The 12,731-nt window shown below is 66.9% G+C and carries 16 protein-coding genes and 2 tRNA genes; 6 read left to right on the forward strand and 12 right to left on the reverse strand.

All coding sequences use genetic code 11. The features are described from left to right. Nucleotides 1–4: 4 nt before the first annotated feature. Genes AC1ROX_RS08595 through mdcB form a run of 3 tightly spaced genes read left to right on the forward strand, consistent with a single transcriptional unit; the run spans nucleotide 5 to nucleotide 2,252 of the window. Nucleotides 5–745, forward strand: a complete 741-nt coding sequence (locus AC1ROX_RS08595; protein WP_493124384.1) for a biotin-independent malonate decarboxylase subunit gamma — start codon at nucleotides 5–7, stop codon at nucleotides 743–745. Next, nucleotides 742–1,377 carry a malonate decarboxylase holo-[acyl-carrier-protein] synthase gene (gene mdcG / locus AC1ROX_RS08600; protein ID WP_493124386.1) on the forward strand — a complete coding sequence of 212 codons (636 nt, stop codon included), beginning with the start codon at nucleotides 742–744 and terminating at the stop codon, nucleotides 1,375–1,377. The genes AC1ROX_RS08595 and mdcG overlap by 4 nt, the downstream gene beginning before the upstream one ends. After that, complete coding sequence (gene mdcB, locus AC1ROX_RS08605) at nucleotides 1,374–2,252, forward strand: triphosphoribosyl-dephospho-CoA synthase MdcB (RefSeq protein ID WP_493124388.1); 879 nt, start codon at nucleotides 1,374–1,376, stop codon at nucleotides 2,250–2,252. The genes mdcG and mdcB overlap by 4 nt, the downstream gene beginning before the upstream one ends. Here the strand turns inward: mdcB and AC1ROX_RS08610 are convergent. Beyond that, nucleotides 2,204–2,827 (reverse strand): HAD-IA family hydrolase, encoded by a 624-nt coding sequence (locus tag AC1ROX_RS08610; protein WP_493124390.1) that lies wholly within the window; start codon nucleotides 2,825–2,827, stop codon nucleotides 2,204–2,206. The two genes, mdcB and AC1ROX_RS08610, sit on opposite strands and share 49 nt — an antisense overlap. An 8-nt stretch (nucleotides 2,828–2,835) precedes the next feature. Between AC1ROX_RS08610 and AC1ROX_RS08615 the strand changes: the two genes are divergently transcribed. Continuing rightward, nucleotides 2,836–3,426: a GNAT family N-acetyltransferase gene (locus AC1ROX_RS08615; RefSeq protein WP_493124392.1), complete on the forward strand. Its 591-nt coding sequence runs from the start codon at nucleotides 2,836–2,838 to the stop codon at nucleotides 3,424–3,426. Nucleotides 3,427–3,448: 22 nt separating this feature from the next. Here the strand turns inward: AC1ROX_RS08615 and AC1ROX_RS08620 are convergent, their stop codons facing one another. Then, entirely contained in the window at nucleotides 3,449–4,066 is a 618-nt protein-coding gene (locus AC1ROX_RS08620; RefSeq protein ID WP_493124395.1) for a TetR/AcrR family transcriptional regulator, read from the reverse strand. Nucleotides 4,067–4,180: 114 nt separating this feature from the next. Here AC1ROX_RS08620 and AC1ROX_RS08625 point away from each other — a divergent pair, with 114 nt between their 5' ends. Beyond that, nucleotides 4,181–4,807: a LysE family translocator gene (locus tag AC1ROX_RS08625; RefSeq protein ID WP_493124397.1), complete on the forward strand. Its 627-nt coding sequence runs from the start codon at nucleotides 4,181–4,183 to the stop codon at nucleotides 4,805–4,807. A 4-nt stretch (nucleotides 4,808–4,811) separates the two neighbouring features. On the opposite strand, the gene AC1ROX_RS08630 is transcribed toward AC1ROX_RS08625, so the two are convergent. The 9 genes from AC1ROX_RS08630 to AC1ROX_RS08670 all read right to left on the reverse strand — a co-directional run bounded on the left by AC1ROX_RS08630 (nucleotide 4,812) and on the right by AC1ROX_RS08670 (nucleotide 11,345). Continuing rightward, a complete protein-coding gene (locus tag AC1ROX_RS08630) occupies nucleotides 4,812–5,228 on the reverse strand; it encodes an ExbD/TolR family protein (RefSeq protein ID WP_493124399.1) in 417 nt (138 codons plus the stop codon). 11 nt (nucleotides 5,229–5,239) lie between these two features. Continuing rightward, complete coding sequence (locus AC1ROX_RS08635) at nucleotides 5,240–5,974, reverse strand: MotA/TolQ/ExbB proton channel family protein (protein ID WP_493124401.1); 735 nt, start codon at nucleotides 5,972–5,974, stop codon at nucleotides 5,240–5,242. An 11-nt stretch (nucleotides 5,975–5,985) separates the two neighbouring features. Further along, nucleotides 5,986–6,795: an energy transducer TonB gene (locus AC1ROX_RS08640; protein WP_493124403.1), complete on the reverse strand. Its 810-nt coding sequence runs from the start codon at nucleotides 6,793–6,795 to the stop codon at nucleotides 5,986–5,988. A 12-nt stretch (nucleotides 6,796–6,807) separates the two neighbouring features. After that, nucleotides 6,808–7,578, reverse strand: a complete 771-nt coding sequence (locus AC1ROX_RS08645; RefSeq protein WP_493124405.1) for a PepSY-associated TM helix domain-containing protein — start codon at nucleotides 7,576–7,578, stop codon at nucleotides 6,808–6,810. Next, a complete protein-coding gene (locus AC1ROX_RS08650; RefSeq protein ID WP_493124407.1) occupies nucleotides 7,578–8,261 on the reverse strand; it encodes a Fe2+-dependent dioxygenase in 684 nt (227 codons plus the stop codon). Before AC1ROX_RS08650 ends, AC1ROX_RS08645 begins: the two co-directional genes overlap by 1 nt. A gap of 22 nt (nucleotides 8,262–8,283) precedes the next feature. Continuing rightward, on the reverse strand, nucleotides 8,284–10,575 hold the full coding sequence (locus AC1ROX_RS08655) for a TonB-dependent receptor (protein ID WP_493124408.1): 2,292 nt from the start codon (nucleotides 10,573–10,575) through the stop codon (nucleotides 8,284–8,286). A gap of 247 nt (nucleotides 10,576–10,822) precedes the next feature. Beyond that, a tRNA-Arg gene (locus AC1ROX_RS08660) sits at nucleotides 10,823–10,899 on the reverse strand. 35 nt (nucleotides 10,900–10,934) lie between these two features. Beyond that, nucleotides 10,935–11,237, reverse strand: a complete 303-nt coding sequence (locus AC1ROX_RS08665) for an ETC complex I subunit (protein WP_493124410.1) — start codon at nucleotides 11,235–11,237, stop codon at nucleotides 10,935–10,937. Nucleotides 11,238–11,268: 31 nt separating this feature from the next. Beyond that, nucleotides 11,269–11,345 (reverse strand) — tRNA-Pro (locus tag AC1ROX_RS08670). A gap of 83 nt (nucleotides 11,346–11,428) precedes the next feature. Between AC1ROX_RS08670 and AC1ROX_RS08675 the strand changes: the two genes are divergently transcribed. Continuing rightward, complete coding sequence (locus AC1ROX_RS08675) at nucleotides 11,429–11,836, forward strand: DUF2237 family protein (RefSeq protein ID WP_493124412.1); 408 nt, start codon at nucleotides 11,429–11,431, stop codon at nucleotides 11,834–11,836. 4 nt (nucleotides 11,837–11,840) lie between these two features. Here the strand turns inward: AC1ROX_RS08675 and AC1ROX_RS08680 are convergent, their stop codons facing one another. Further along, nucleotides 11,841–12,731, reverse strand: coding sequence for a PhzF family phenazine biosynthesis protein (locus AC1ROX_RS08680; protein WP_493124414.1), 891 nt, complete (start codon nucleotides 12,729–12,731; stop codon nucleotides 11,841–11,843).

Raw genomic sequence — 12,731 nt, forward strand, 5'->3', positions numbered from 1 at the left:
CGCCATGAAGAAGCCTGCTCCCAAGAAGCCGTCCGCCCGCGCCGTCCTGGCGCGCCTGTTCGGCGCCTCCGCCAAGGGCATCGTCATCGAGAAGTCCGTGCTGACCGGCTACGCGACGGTCGGCGGCGCGAAAGTCTGCGTCATCGGCACCTGCGACGGCGTCTATATCGACAACGCGACCGCGATCCGCCTCGCCGCGCACGTGATCGAGTGCATCGAACGGCACCCGAAGACGCCGATCGTCATGCTGGTCGACAGCGCCGGCCAGGAACCCAACCGCGTCGCCGAAATGCTGGGCCTCGCCAGCTACTTCGGTCATCTCCTCTCGTGCCTCGAAGTGGCGCGGCGCAAGGGCCACAAGCTCATCACCGTCGCGACCGGCCAGGCCATCGGCGGCGCCTTCATCTGCTACGGCATGTTCGCCGACAGCATCTACGCGCTCGACTCGGCCAGTGTCGGCCTGATGCCGATCGCGGCGATGTCGGCCGTCACCAAGATCCCCGAGGCGGTGCTGCAGAAGTTGTCGAAGACCATGCCGTCGCTCGAATTCGGCGCCAAACCCTTCGCGCTACTGGGCGGTGTCCAGGAAGTGTGGTCCGAAAAGGACGATGTGCCGGCCAAGCTCGCGCAGGCCATCGCGACCTCGACGACCGAGGACAATCGTGCCGAGCTCGGCAAGCAGCGCGGCGGCCGCAAGCTCGCCCTCGACATCCGCAAGAAGGTCCTCGCCGAATCGGCGCGATGACCGGCCTCCGGCGCCATACGCTGGTCTGGCCGTCGCAGGCACCCGAGGCGGAGACCGCGGAAGATTACGCACGCGCGGTCGCCTGGCACGCGGCTGGTCGCCCCTTCGTCGTGACGCGCCGGCGCAACGAAGCCGCCGACATCGGCCTCGGATTCTGCACCACCGATCCTGCCCATCCAGAGCTGCGGCCGCGTCGCGTGGCTGCCCGGACCCATCCGGATCGCATCATCGAGCGCCTGCGCCCTCCCACACTCGAGGAGATCGCCCACTGTACGGCCGCCGCGACGCAGGCCGCATCCTTTGCGCACTTGATCTCCGCGGCAGGCGGCGCCGGCATCGATATCCGCGTCTACGGAAGCTGGATGTGGCAGGCCCTGACCGGCGAGCGCCATGTGCATGAGGCGTCCGACCTCGACGTGGTGATCGACGTCACCGGTCTCGATGCAGCGGACCGCGTCGCCGACTTCCTCCAGCGCGAGGAACAGGCATTGGACTTTCGCGTCGACGGCGAGCTCTCGTTCCCCGGCCTCGGCGAGGTCCAGTGGCGGGAACTTCTCCAGGACAAGGACGAGGTCCTCCTGAAGTCCGTCGACACGCTGAAGCTCGTGCCGCGCAGCCAGCTCGGACGATGAGCTTCGACGACCGGGCGCTGGCCCGCGCCGCCGTGACGGCGATGCGCGACGAGTTGCAGGCCTATCCCAAGCCTGGCCTCGTCAGCCCTCGCGACTCCGGCGCCCACGCCGACATGGACTTCGCCCTGATGTGCCGGTCGGCCGATTCGCTGCTGCAGCCCTTCACAGCCCTGGCCGCGGCAGGCCGCGCCGGCCGCTCGTTCGAGCAGGCCCTGGTGCCGATCGGCATCGAGGCCGAGCGCGGCATGCTGGCCGCCACCGGCGGCGTCAACACGCATCGCGGCGCGCTCTTCTCGGTGGGCCTGATCGTCGCCTCCATCGCCCGGGCACAGACGCAGTCGGCCGACCTCTCGCCGTCCACCATTCGCGAGGCTCTCAGGAGCACATGGGGCGAGGCCCTCGATGCGCATGCCGCACGCGACGACGAAACCAGCCATGGCGCCCAGGTGCGCCGCAGGACGGGGCGCGACGGCGCCCGCCGCGAAGCTGCCCTCGCCTTTCCCAGTGTTTTCGAGATCGGCCTCCCCAGCTATGCAAAGGCGCGGCAGGCCGGCCTCGACGCCAACGCTGCCGGCATCCAGACCCTGTTCGCCGTGATGGCGTCGATCGACGACACCACCGTGCTCTATCGCGGCGGCCTGGAGGGCGGCTCGTTCGTGCGCCAATCGGCGGCCGCCTTCCTGGCCGACGGCGGCTGCCACCAGCCCGGCTGGTTCGAAAAGGCGGAAGCGCTGCACCGAGCCTTCATCGCGCGCAACCTCTCGGCCGGCGGCTGCGCCGACCTGCTGGCCTGCACGCTGCTCGTTTCGCGCTGCTGCGGTCAGGCTCAGCCCCAGTTCGCCAGCGCGCGCTCCAGGCTCTCGGGTCCGCGATAGAGCATGCCGCGCCAGCCGGCCATGCGGGCGCCGTCGACATTGCTGGTCTTGTCGTCGACGAACAGGATCGACTGCGCGACCGTGACGCCCATGCGGGCCTGGGCATTCGTGTAGAACACGCGCTCGGGTTTGCAGACGCCCAGCGCCGCCGAATAGATCATCTCGTCGAAATGCACGCCGAGGCCGAGATGGTCGCGCAGGTAGGCGATGCGGTGATGTTCCTGGTTGGTCGCCGCAAAGACGCGACCGCCAGTGCGCTGACGCCAGGCATCGGCTTGCGCGAGGACGCCGCGATCGATGTCGGCATCCTTCTCGAACCAGTAGGAGACGAACTCCTCGAGCCGATCGGCCAGGCCCTTGGTCTCGAAATACTCGTGCAGGGCCACATAGAGATCGAGCCGGCCGCGCAGCACTTCCATGAATTCAGGCTTCAGGAAGAACTCCGGCGCCAGCTCGCTGTCGTGGTCGAGACCCCAGTCTTCCTTGAGGGTCGCGTACCAGGGATGCGGCGAGCCCGGCTGGGCGAGCGAGACGACGCCGTCGATATCGAGGACGAGGACGGGGCTGGAACTCATGGCCCGTCATGCTACAGCACCCGCCCCGCCAAAAGGAAAGTCCGTTGCAGCTCCTCGTCCCCGACCTCGCCCATCTCGACGGCTATGCCGACGCGCTCCGCCGCGGCTGGTCACCCGACAATGTGCGGGTCGACGAAGCGCCCCGCGAGGAGCTGGCGCGCATCGAGGCAGATCCGGCGGCCTTCGTGGCCTCGCTCGACGACCCCGAGGCCAAGGCCGGCCCCATCACCCTGGCCGACGGCACGACGGTCCCACGCCTGCCCGGCTACCGGCGCTGGATGTGGGATGGCGAGTTCTGCGGCTCGATCGGCTTTCGCTGGCAGCCCGGTACGGCGGCGTTGCCCACCTACGTGCTGGGCCATATCGGCTATGCCGTCGCGCCGTGGAAGCGCCGGCGCGGCTACGCGACCCGGGCGCTCGCGATGATGCTGAAGGAGATCGCCCGGCACGGGCTGTCGCATGTCGACCTGACGACCGATCCCGACAATCTCCCGTCACAGAAGGTCATCACGGCCAATGGCGGCGTCCTGGTCGAGCGGTTCACCAAGGTCTCGGGACACGGCGGCACCGAGTCCCTGCTGTTCCGCATTCCTCTCTGAAGACTCAGGCCTCTCTGAACACTCAGGACCGGGCCGAGCGCACGACCGTCTCGGCCATCGCCGCGAGCGCGGCCAGACCGCGGGTCTTCAGCGCCCGGGAAGAATCGCGACCGCCGATCTCGCCTTCCAGCACCAGGGTGATGAAGCCGTGCATGGAGGCCCAGGCGAAGTCGGCGGCGCGCTGGCGGACCTCGCCGGAAGCATGCGCCAGCACTTCGTCGACAACGGAAGCCTGCAGGCGGCGGACACCCTCTGCGCCCTCGTCGCCTTCCTTGGCCTCGATGCGATTGGCCTCGCGACTGAACATGAGCTGGAACAGCGTCGGATTGGCCGCCGCGAAGGCCATGTAGCCCACCCCCAGGCCGACCAGACGGGCCGTCGGCTCCTCCTCGACGCGCTGGACTTCGGCCGTCATGGCGGCCGTCAGCTCGGCGAAACCGCGGCGCACAAGTTCGGCCAGCAGATCGTCCATCGACGCAAAATGGTGGGCCGGCGCGGCGTGAGACACTTCGGCTCGGCGTGCGCATTCACGAAGGGTGAAGCCGCGGATACCCTTCTCCTCGAGGAGCTTGCGGCCCGACGCCACCAGCGCCTCGCGCAGGTCGCCGTGGTGATAGCCTCGCGCCTTGGAACGGGTCATCTGGCCCTCAACAAGATCTGACATTAAGAGATCTTGACGATGGAAAGAGGCCAAATTCCGGCTGACGCCCTGATTTCGACGTGGCTTGATTGCCCGATATTCGATGGAGCTTTCATGACTTTCGAGACTTGGGCTGCCTTTGCCGCGGCGTCGAGCGTTCTTCTGGTGATCCCCGGCCCGACCGTCCTGCTGGTCGTCTCCTACGCGCTGGGCCAGGGCTGGCGGACCGCGCTTCCCATGGCGGTCGGTGTTGCACTGGGCGACTTCACCGCCATGACCCTCTCGATGCTGGGGCTCGGCGCACTGCTCGCCACCTCGGCGACGCTGTTCACGATCCTGAAATGGGTCGGCGCGGCCTATCTGGTCTATCTCGGCATCAAGCTCTGGCGCGCCGGCGGCACGCTCGATGCCAAGCCACGCACCGATGCGGTGTCGGCCGCGAAGATGCTGGGCCACGCCTGGCTGGTAACGGCGCTCAATCCGAAGAGCATCACGTTCTTCGTCGCCTTCCTGCCCGCCTTCCTCGATCCCAAGGCGGACTTCCTGACCCAGATGCTGGTCTTCGAGACGACGTTCCTGGTCCTGGCATTCGCCAACGCCTTCGGCTACGCGCTGGTCGCCTCGCGCGCCCGCCGCCTCGCGTCCAACCCGCGCGCCATCGGCATGGTCAACAAGGTGGGCGGCGGCCTGCTGATCGGCGCCGGCGTCGCCACCGTGAGCTTCGCCGGATCGCGAAGCTAGCGTCTCAGCGCGCCGGCTCGCTCACGAAGGCGATCTTGGAGAGGCCGCCCTTGGAAGCGTCGGCCAGGGTCTCCATGACGTAGCGGTAGGGCACGGTCGCGTCGGCGCGGAGATAGACCTCGGGCTGCGGCCGCTTGCGGCCGGCCTCGGCGAACTTCTCCACCGCCTCCTCGCGGGTCAGCCGCTCGCCGGCCCAGTGAAGGGCGCCCTGCGCATCGATCGCGAACTCGATCTTCTCCGGTTTCTGCAGATCGGCGTTGGCCGTCGCCTTGGGCAGGTCGAGCTTCACCACGTTGGTGAGCAGCGGCGCGGTCACGATGAAGATGACCAGCAGCACTAGCACCACGTCGATCAGCGGCACCATGTTGATCTCGGCCATCGGCGAGGACGAGGTCTTGCGTTCGAAACTTCCGAATGCCATGGCGGCCTCCCTTAGACTACGGCCGTGAGCGGCACGCCGGCCTTGCCGCCGCGACCGGCCTGCAGCGCGCGGCCCATCGACAGGAAGGTCAGCAGTTCGAAGGCGAAGGCGTCGAGCTTGGCCGTCAGCACGCGATTGGAACGGGTCAGCCAGTTGTAGCCCATGACTGCCGGCAGAGCGACGGCGAGGCCGATGCCGGTCATGATCAGCGCCTCGCCGACCGGCCCCGCCACCTTGTCGAGCATGCCCGAGCCCGACATGCCGATGGCGACCAGCGCGTGATAGACGCCCCACACCGTGCCGAACAGACCGACGAACGGCGCCGTCGCGCCGATGGTGGCCAGCATGGTGAGGCCGTTCTCCAGCGACGTCGTCTCCTCATCGAGCACCTTTTTGATGGTGCGCGTCAGGAACTCGGTCTCGCTGCCCGCCTCCTCGAGCTTGGCCGCGCCGAACTTGGCGTGATGCGCCTGGGCATGCAGCGAATGGGCCGTGAGATGACCGAACGGCTCGCGCACGCCGTGGACGTTGAGCTCGTTCTGCACCTGCTCCAGCGAGGTGGCGCTCCAGAAGAAGTTCAGGAACTGGCGGCTGCGCCCCTGACGGATGACCTGCGCGATCCCCTTGTAGATGATCAGGTACCAGGAGATTGCCGACATCACTGCCAGCACGCCCAGCAGGATCTTCGCGACAATGTCCGCCTGCGCGATAAAATGGCCGAAGCCCAGGGCCGATGCGTCGCCCATGCGATACTCTCCTACTGCAACACGAATTTGATCGGAACGTGGACCCAGACGGCCTGCGCCAGGCCGCCCTCGACATAGGGCCGGAACTGCGCTGCGCGGACGGCGCTCAACGCCGCCTGGTCAAGTTCGGGATGCCCTGACGAAGCCGCCAATGAAACCTGTGCCGGCCGGCCGGCCACGTCGACCAGGACGCGGATCGTCGCCGTCCCCTGCTCGTTCGCGCGGCGCGAGCGAGCCGGATAGACCGGGTTGGGCTGCACCAGCCATCCGAGCTGCGAGGCCTGAACGGTCCGCGGGGCCGCAGGTGCCGCCGGAGCAGCCTGCTGAGGCTGGCTGTCGACGGGCGCGGCCGGACGCGCGGGCTGCGGCTTCCTCTGCACCGGCTTCGGTTCGGGCGGTTTGGGTTCCGGCTTCTTCTCCGGCGGCGGCGGAATGTCCACCGGCGGCGGCTCGTCCGGCGGCGGCAGCTCGACCTTGGCCAGCGGGAACTCCGGCGGCGGCAGGTCGGGCGGCGGCGGATCGACAACGGTTGCCAGTTCGACCGGTGGCGGTGGAATCTCAACCGGCGGCGGCGGTTCGGCGTTCTCGATCTCGGGCTGCGGCGGATCTTCCGACGGCACCATGCGCACTTCCATGGGTGCCACATCGCCCACGATCATCTTCACCGGCTCGACCTGGGTCAGCGCCCAGCCGCCGCCGACATGGAAGAAGATAACGAGCGCCAGGATTCCGCGCCGCGCCGCCGTCGACATCGGCTCGCGCGACGGCCCCGGCGGGCCTGGCGGCACGGCCGGCGGAATCGAGGAAGCAGACTTCTCCATCACGATCGTTGCTTACAGTTGAAGCGGACTGACGGCGAGTGCCACCGTAACGGCCACGGATACTGCGAAAATAGTGATGCCGACCATGCGCCGCCGGTGGGTCTCCCACCACAGGATGGCGCCGCTGATCGACAGGAAGATCATGCTGCCGGCAAGAGTATCGATCAACAGGATCCACGGCACAGGCATCGCCGTGCCCTTGTGCAGGTTGGTCAGGGTCGCAATGAAGCCGTTCTGTGTGGTGCGCACGGAGATCGACTTGTTGCCGACCCAGTACTCGGCCTGCACCAGATGATTGGGACCGCCGAAGTTCATCACCCAGCGCTCCGGTTGCTGCAGGGGACGCGCAGCGCCCTCCCCGCCGCCACCGCGCTCGGCTCCGCCCCGCTCGGCGCCACCACGTTCGCCACCGCCACGCTGACCACCGCCGGCCGCGGTGCCCGCCGGACGTTCGGTCCAGGCCACGGGCCGCGCCCGCTCGACGCGCGCGTTGTTGGGCGGCCGGTCGATCTTCAGCGTCTCCTGCAGCCAGGCGCCCATCATCTCGATGGTGTTGGGCGCGGGATCGGGCAAGGCGAGTTGCGCGTTGACGATCTTCTGGTCAGGCAGATCGAGCTTCAGCGTGCTGCGATGATTGAGCCAGATGCCGCTCAGGCCGAAGATCAGCCCCAGCAGCGCGCCCCACAGGCCGAACCAGCCGTGGGTCTTGCGCACCCAGCGCACGAAGGTCAGGCGCCGGTTCACCTTGTTGCTCTTTGCGGCCGTGGCGGACGCGACGGTCATCAGGTCTCGCTCCACTGCCGTACGAGGTTGTGATAGCAGCCGATCAGCGACCGCCGCGCCAACTCGTCGGCGTTGGTTTCGTTCAGCCGTTGGATGGCGTTGTCCATGTCGTGCAGCAAGGATCTCTGCATGTCGTCGCGGATCAGGCTCTGCGTCCAGAAGAAGCAGGCCGTGCGCACCCCGCGTGTGATCGGTGCCACCGAATGCAGGCTGGTCGCCGGATAGACCACCATGTCGCCGGCCGCCAGCTTGATGCTGTGCTGGCCGTACGTGTCCTCGATCAGCAGCTCGCCCCCGTCATAGTCTTCGGGATTGCTGAGGAACAAGGTGGCGGACACGTCGGTCCTGAGCTTTCGCCCGGTGTGCGGATTGATGCGCACGCTGCCGTCGACATGCGGGCCGAACTTCATGCCCTCGCCGTAGCGGTTGAACATCGGCGGATAGATCTCGTTTGGCAGCACGGCGCTGATGAAGATCGGATGGACCTCCAGCGCCGCGCCTACGATACGCTGGCACGCGATCGCCGTTTCAGACCGCTCGTCGATCTGCTGGTTGAACTTCACCGGGGCGCCCTGGTAGCCGGCGGTCACGCGACCGTCGACCCAGGAATTGGAGCGCTCCAGGCGCTCGCGCAGGCTGACAAGCTGCGCGGCGTTGAGGACTTGGGGAACACAGACCAGCATGACGGGCGGCGGCTTCCGTCGATCACAGGCGGTAGTTCAGCGTGATCATGGCCGTGAGGCCCGATCCCACCGTCGCACGACCACCGTCGGATGCGATGACGGCATCGTAGTACTTGGTGTCGAGCAGGTTGATGATGTTGAGACGAACATCATAGTTCGGTTGCTTGTAGGCGGCCGTCAGGTCGAAGCGGGCATAGGCCGGCACGACCACGGTATTCGTGTTATTGGCGTAGCGCTGGCCGACATAGAACACGCCGCCGCCGAGCTCGTAAGTCTCCTTGATCGTGTAGGTCGTCCAGAGGTTCGCCGTGTCCTGCGGCGTGTTGAGCGGCACCTTGCCGGTCGTGTTGCCGATGCCGTTGGTGTTCGTGACGCCGTTCAGGATGACGCCGTTGAGATAGGCGTAACCGCCGAAGACCTGCCATTCCGGCGTGATGCGGCCGGAGATGCCGACACGTCCGCCGCTCACCTGCACCTGGCCGATCGGCGAGAAGGTACCGTCCGGATTCTGCGTCCGGGCGTTGCTCTTGATGGTCGAGAACACAGCGGCGTTGACCGAGAGATTGGCGCCCAGCAGCTCGTATTTGACGCCGGCTTCCCAGCCCGCATTGGTTTCCGGTGGCAGGGTCGAGGCGCCGGTGGTCGAGGTGAGCTGTTCGAGCGACGGATTGAACGAGGTGCTGTACGACACGTAGTACGACTGCGCCGGTGTCGGCTCGAAGATCACGCCGCCGCGGACGCTCAGGAACGTATCCGTCTGCTGCTGGAACGCCACGGTCGTATTGCCCGGCGTATTGACGCGATTGATCGAGTTGCCGATCTGCGCCGTGTAGTAATCCCAGCGCAGGCCGCCCACGAGCTTGAGCTCGGGAATGACCTGGACCGTGTCGTTGGCATAGAAACCGGCGCCGAAGGCCTGCGAGGAGGCGTAGTTGCCCGGCACCTGCGCGACGTTGCCGGGAGTGCCGGCGCCGACCGTGTAGCCCGCCGGCGTGCAGCCGACGGAGCCGGCCGGCAGGGCGATGCCATTGCAGGTGCCGGTACGGCTGGATTGCTTGTTGGTGTAGGACTCGTAGTTGAGGTCGATGCCCATCAGCAGCGTGTGACCGACCGAGCCCGTATCGAACTTGGACAGCACCTCGGTCTGGTTCTCGACCGTGATGTCGTTGATGTTGCGATCACGGCTGAGCTGGCGGACCCAGAGATTGCCGAGCGGCTGCGCGCTGTAGGGGATGTTGTTCGGGCCGTTCTGCGCTGCCACGAAGCCACCGTTGGCGGCGAGCGTGCCGACGAAGCCGCCCGAGGTCTCGCGGACATCCGTGTTCACCCAGATGAATTCCGTCTGGTTGCGCAAGTTCAGGTTCGGCGAGAACTTGTGCTCGATCAGGCTCTGCAGGGCGATGACGTCCTGCTGGGTGTAGTCGTCGCTAAAGCCCCAAGCCGTATTGCGCGGGGCGTTGAGCGGGTAGCCGTTCAGGTTCGGCACGCCGTAGTTCACCTGGTCCTTGCGGTGCTGCAAAATCGCGCCCAGCGTGATCTCGGTCGGAGTGCCGATGCCGAGCTTGACCGTCGGCGCCAGACCGAAATCGAGCATGTTGGTCTGATCGACCGTCGAGGCCTTGCCGACCTGGAACATCGCCGACACGCGGGCCGCGTTGTTCTCGCCGAACGGCGTATTGACGTCGGCGGTGGTGCGCACGAGGCCGTTGGTCGTCGCCTGGGCGCTGAGCTCGGTGGCCTGCTTCAGGAACGGCTTCTTGGTCACCTGGTTGATGATGCCGCCCGTCGAGCCGCGGCCGAACAGCATCGAGGATGGGCCCATCAGCACCTCGACCTGCTCCAGCGCGAACACGTCGCGATAGTACTGGCCGCGGTCGCGCATGCCGTCGAGGTAGATGTCGGTACGGGCCGAGAAGCCGTTGATGTTGATGTTGGTGCCGATGTTGCCGCCCTCGGCCGAACCGATGGTGACGCCCGGCGCGTTGCGGACCGCATCGACAAGGCTCGTGGCGCCCTGGGATTGCATCAGCGCCCGGTTGATGACGACGACCGACTGCGGCACGTCCATCAGGTTGGCGGCGCCCAGCCGGTTGATCGAGGCGCGCGTGACCTGGAAGTCCTCGCTCGGACGATTGCCGGTGACCGTCACGGTCTGCATCGTCGCCGGGGCGCCGGAGGGGTTGGCGGGCTGGTTCTCGGTAGCGGGGTTGGCTGGCGCGGGCGCTGGCGTCTGGGCGGTTTCCTGCTGGGCCATGGCCGACGGAGCCACCAACAACCCAATCAACGCCGTCTTCACGGGCACGCGCTTAGCCATGACTTCTCCCCGGAACAATCTCAATCCCTCCTTAATTGGAGAGAATGCGAGCTATTATCACGGAAAGAAAAAGACACTGAGAATGAATCGCATGCCCAAATGGGAAGCTGCCTTGCAAATGCGTTGCATCTTCACTGAATTCACGGGAAACATGCATCAAATCGGGGCGGAACTTACCCGAACACGAGCATCAGCAGGCCCGATCCTACGGCAGAGTCCGCGCAGACACGGCTTAAGTCGCGGTATTTGGTGCGCCCGGTTGGATTCGAACCAACGACCTACCGCTTAGAAGGCGGTTGCTCTGATCCCCTGAGCTACGGGCGCCTGCCGTCCAAATACCCTACGGCCGATATGGACGCTCAGTGCGTCCAGCGGCCCACGCGCGTGTAGGAAAAATTGTCGGCGTAGGCCTTCGCCCTCACCGGCCGGCTGTGCGGCTGCTCGACCGTGTACTGCCAGCCGTTCTTCTCGGCATGGGCCTTGGCCTCTTCCAGGGTCGGGAAGAACAGGCGGACCTGCTGCATGGTGTTGCGCGAGCTCGTCCAGCCCATCAGCGGGTCGATCTCCTTGCGCGACGGCTCGGGCTCCAGGACCCATTCGTGGGTGTTGCCCGTTCCCGACTGCATGGCCGTCTTGGCCGGCTTGAAGATGCGAACCTGCATGGCTTCCGCTACTCCGTTCTCGGTTCGGGCGTGGTCGGGGCGGCCGGATTCGAACCGACGACCTTCTGCGCCCAAGGCAGACGCGCTACCAGACTGCGCTACGCCCCGCCGATACACCTCTTTGACGCGAGGGTTTCTACCAGCGACCCCGCCGGGTCGAAAGTGCAAATTCCGGATGTTACGGTGACACCATGTTCGATCAGACCCCCGAGGAAGGCCGCCCCGGCCGCGCCCCGTCCATCAATGTGCTGGGCGGCGTGCTGGAGCCCTGCTCCACGCAGCCGGTCACCGGCTTCTACCGCGACGGCTGCTGCAACACCGGTAGCGACGATATCGGCCTGCACACGGTTTGCGTCGTGCTGACCGCGGAGTTCCTCATGTTCTCCAAGTCGCGCGGCAACGATCTCAGCACGCCGATGCCGCAATATGGCTTCCCCGGCCTCAAGCCCGGCGAGCGCTGGTGCCTGTGCGCCAGCCGCTGGAAGGAGGCCTTCGACGCCAACGCAGCCCCCCAGGTGGTGCTGGAGGCAACCCACGCCGTCACGCTCCACGTCGTCTCCTTGGGCGACCTGAAGCAGCACGCCTTACGGCCGCACTAGCCGGCTAGAGCTGCGCCTCGCCGCGCAGCACCGGCACGCACTGGCCGGCAATGGTGGCCCGAATGCCGTCGGCACCGCGCCGCGCCACGACCCGCAACAGGCTGGGCCGCCCCATGACGACACCCTGATAGATGTCGAGGCCAAGCTTCGGCTCGGCGGTCAGCGACAGGAGCAGCGCGCCGAGCGGCCCCGCCGCGCTGCCGGTCGCGGGATCCTCGATCGTGCCGCCCAGGGGGGCGAACATACGGGCCTGAACACTCCCCTGCCCGGCATGGGCGTAGAGATACAGGCCGAGGCGGCCATTCAGCGCCGGCGTCTGCTCCACGGCCTGGCGGAACGACGGGAAGTCGGGTGTCGCGCGCGTCAGGGCCGACGGCTCGACTTCGGCGATGACGAACGGATTGCCGAGCGACGCACCGACGGGCTTGTGCGCTCCGACGCGAACATCCGCCGGCGTCAGCGACGCGCAGGCGGCAATCGTCTCGACCGCAATCTCCGGGCCGAGCGAGAGCGGCTGCGGCGCGGCGATGGTGGCGCCGATCGGCGCGCCCGCCGCGTCGCGCTCGACATCGATTTCGACCAAGCCGGCCAGTTCCTCGAACAGGAGCTTGCCGCCGCGGTCCCTACCCTGCTGCGCCAGCACATAGGCCGTGCCGACATTGGGATGGCCGGCGAACGGCATCTCGCGCGTGCGCGTGAAGATGCGGACCCGAGCCGTGTGCGCCGGATCCTCTGGCGGCAGGACGAAGGTCGTTTCGCTCAGGTTGAACTCGGCGGCGAGCGACTGCATTTCCGCGTCGCTCATCCCCTGTGCATCGGGAAAGACCGCGAGGGGATTTCCGCCGAAGCGCGTGGTCGTGAAGACGTCGACCGTGACGAAGGCGTAGGTGCGCAT

The organism is Reyranella sp. GW821-FHT14A01, assembly GCF_058803965.1.

Excerpts from the sequence above, each read along its gene's own strand:
- AC1ROX_RS08595 (WP_493124384.1), top strand. The coding sequence starts at position 5 with ATGAAGAAGCCTGCTCCCAAGAAGCCGTCCGCCCGCGCCGTCCTGGCG.
- mdcG (WP_493124386.1), top strand. The coding sequence starts at position 742 with ATGACCGGCCTCCGGCGCCATACGCTGGTCTGGCCGTCGCAGGCACCC.
- mdcB (WP_493124388.1), top strand. The coding sequence starts at position 1,374 with ATGAGCTTCGACGACCGGGCGCTGGCCCGCGCCGCCGTGACGGCGATG.
- AC1ROX_RS08610 (WP_493124390.1), bottom strand. The coding sequence starts at position 2,827 with ATGAGTTCCAGCCCCGTCCTCGTCCTCGATATCGACGGCGTCGTCTCG.
- AC1ROX_RS08615 (WP_493124392.1), top strand. The coding sequence starts at position 2,836 with ATGCTACAGCACCCGCCCCGCCAAAAGGAAAGTCCGTTGCAGCTCCTC.
- AC1ROX_RS08620 (WP_493124395.1), bottom strand. The coding sequence starts at position 4,066 with ATGACCCGTTCCAAGGCGCGAGGCTATCACCACGGCGACCTGCGCGAG.
- AC1ROX_RS08625 (WP_493124397.1), top strand. The coding sequence starts at position 4,181 with ATGACTTTCGAGACTTGGGCTGCCTTTGCCGCGGCGTCGAGCGTTCTT.
- AC1ROX_RS08630 (WP_493124399.1), bottom strand. The coding sequence starts at position 5,228 with ATGGCATTCGGAAGTTTCGAACGCAAGACCTCGTCCTCGCCGATGGCC.
- AC1ROX_RS08635 (WP_493124401.1), bottom strand. The coding sequence starts at position 5,974 with ATGGGCGACGCATCGGCCCTGGGCTTCGGCCATTTTATCGCGCAGGCG.
- AC1ROX_RS08640 (WP_493124403.1), bottom strand. The coding sequence starts at position 6,795 with ATGGAGAAGTCTGCTTCCTCGATTCCGCCGGCCGTGCCGCCAGGCCCG.
- AC1ROX_RS08645 (WP_493124405.1), bottom strand. The coding sequence starts at position 7,578 with ATGACCGTCGCGTCCGCCACGGCCGCAAAGAGCAACAAGGTGAACCGG.
- AC1ROX_RS08650 (WP_493124407.1), bottom strand. The coding sequence starts at position 8,261 with ATGCTGGTCTGTGTTCCCCAAGTCCTCAACGCCGCGCAGCTTGTCAGC.
- AC1ROX_RS08655 (WP_493124408.1), bottom strand. The coding sequence starts at position 10,575 with ATGGCTAAGCGCGTGCCCGTGAAGACGGCGTTGATTGGGTTGTTGGTG.
- AC1ROX_RS08665 (WP_493124410.1), bottom strand. The coding sequence starts at position 11,237 with ATGCAGGTTCGCATCTTCAAGCCGGCCAAGACGGCCATGCAGTCGGGA.
- AC1ROX_RS08675 (WP_493124412.1), top strand. The coding sequence starts at position 11,429 with ATGTTCGATCAGACCCCCGAGGAAGGCCGCCCCGGCCGCGCCCCGTCC.
- AC1ROX_RS08680 (WP_493124414.1), bottom strand. The coding sequence starts at position 12,731 with ATGCGCACCTACGCCTTCGTCACGGTCGACGTCTTCACGACCACGCGC.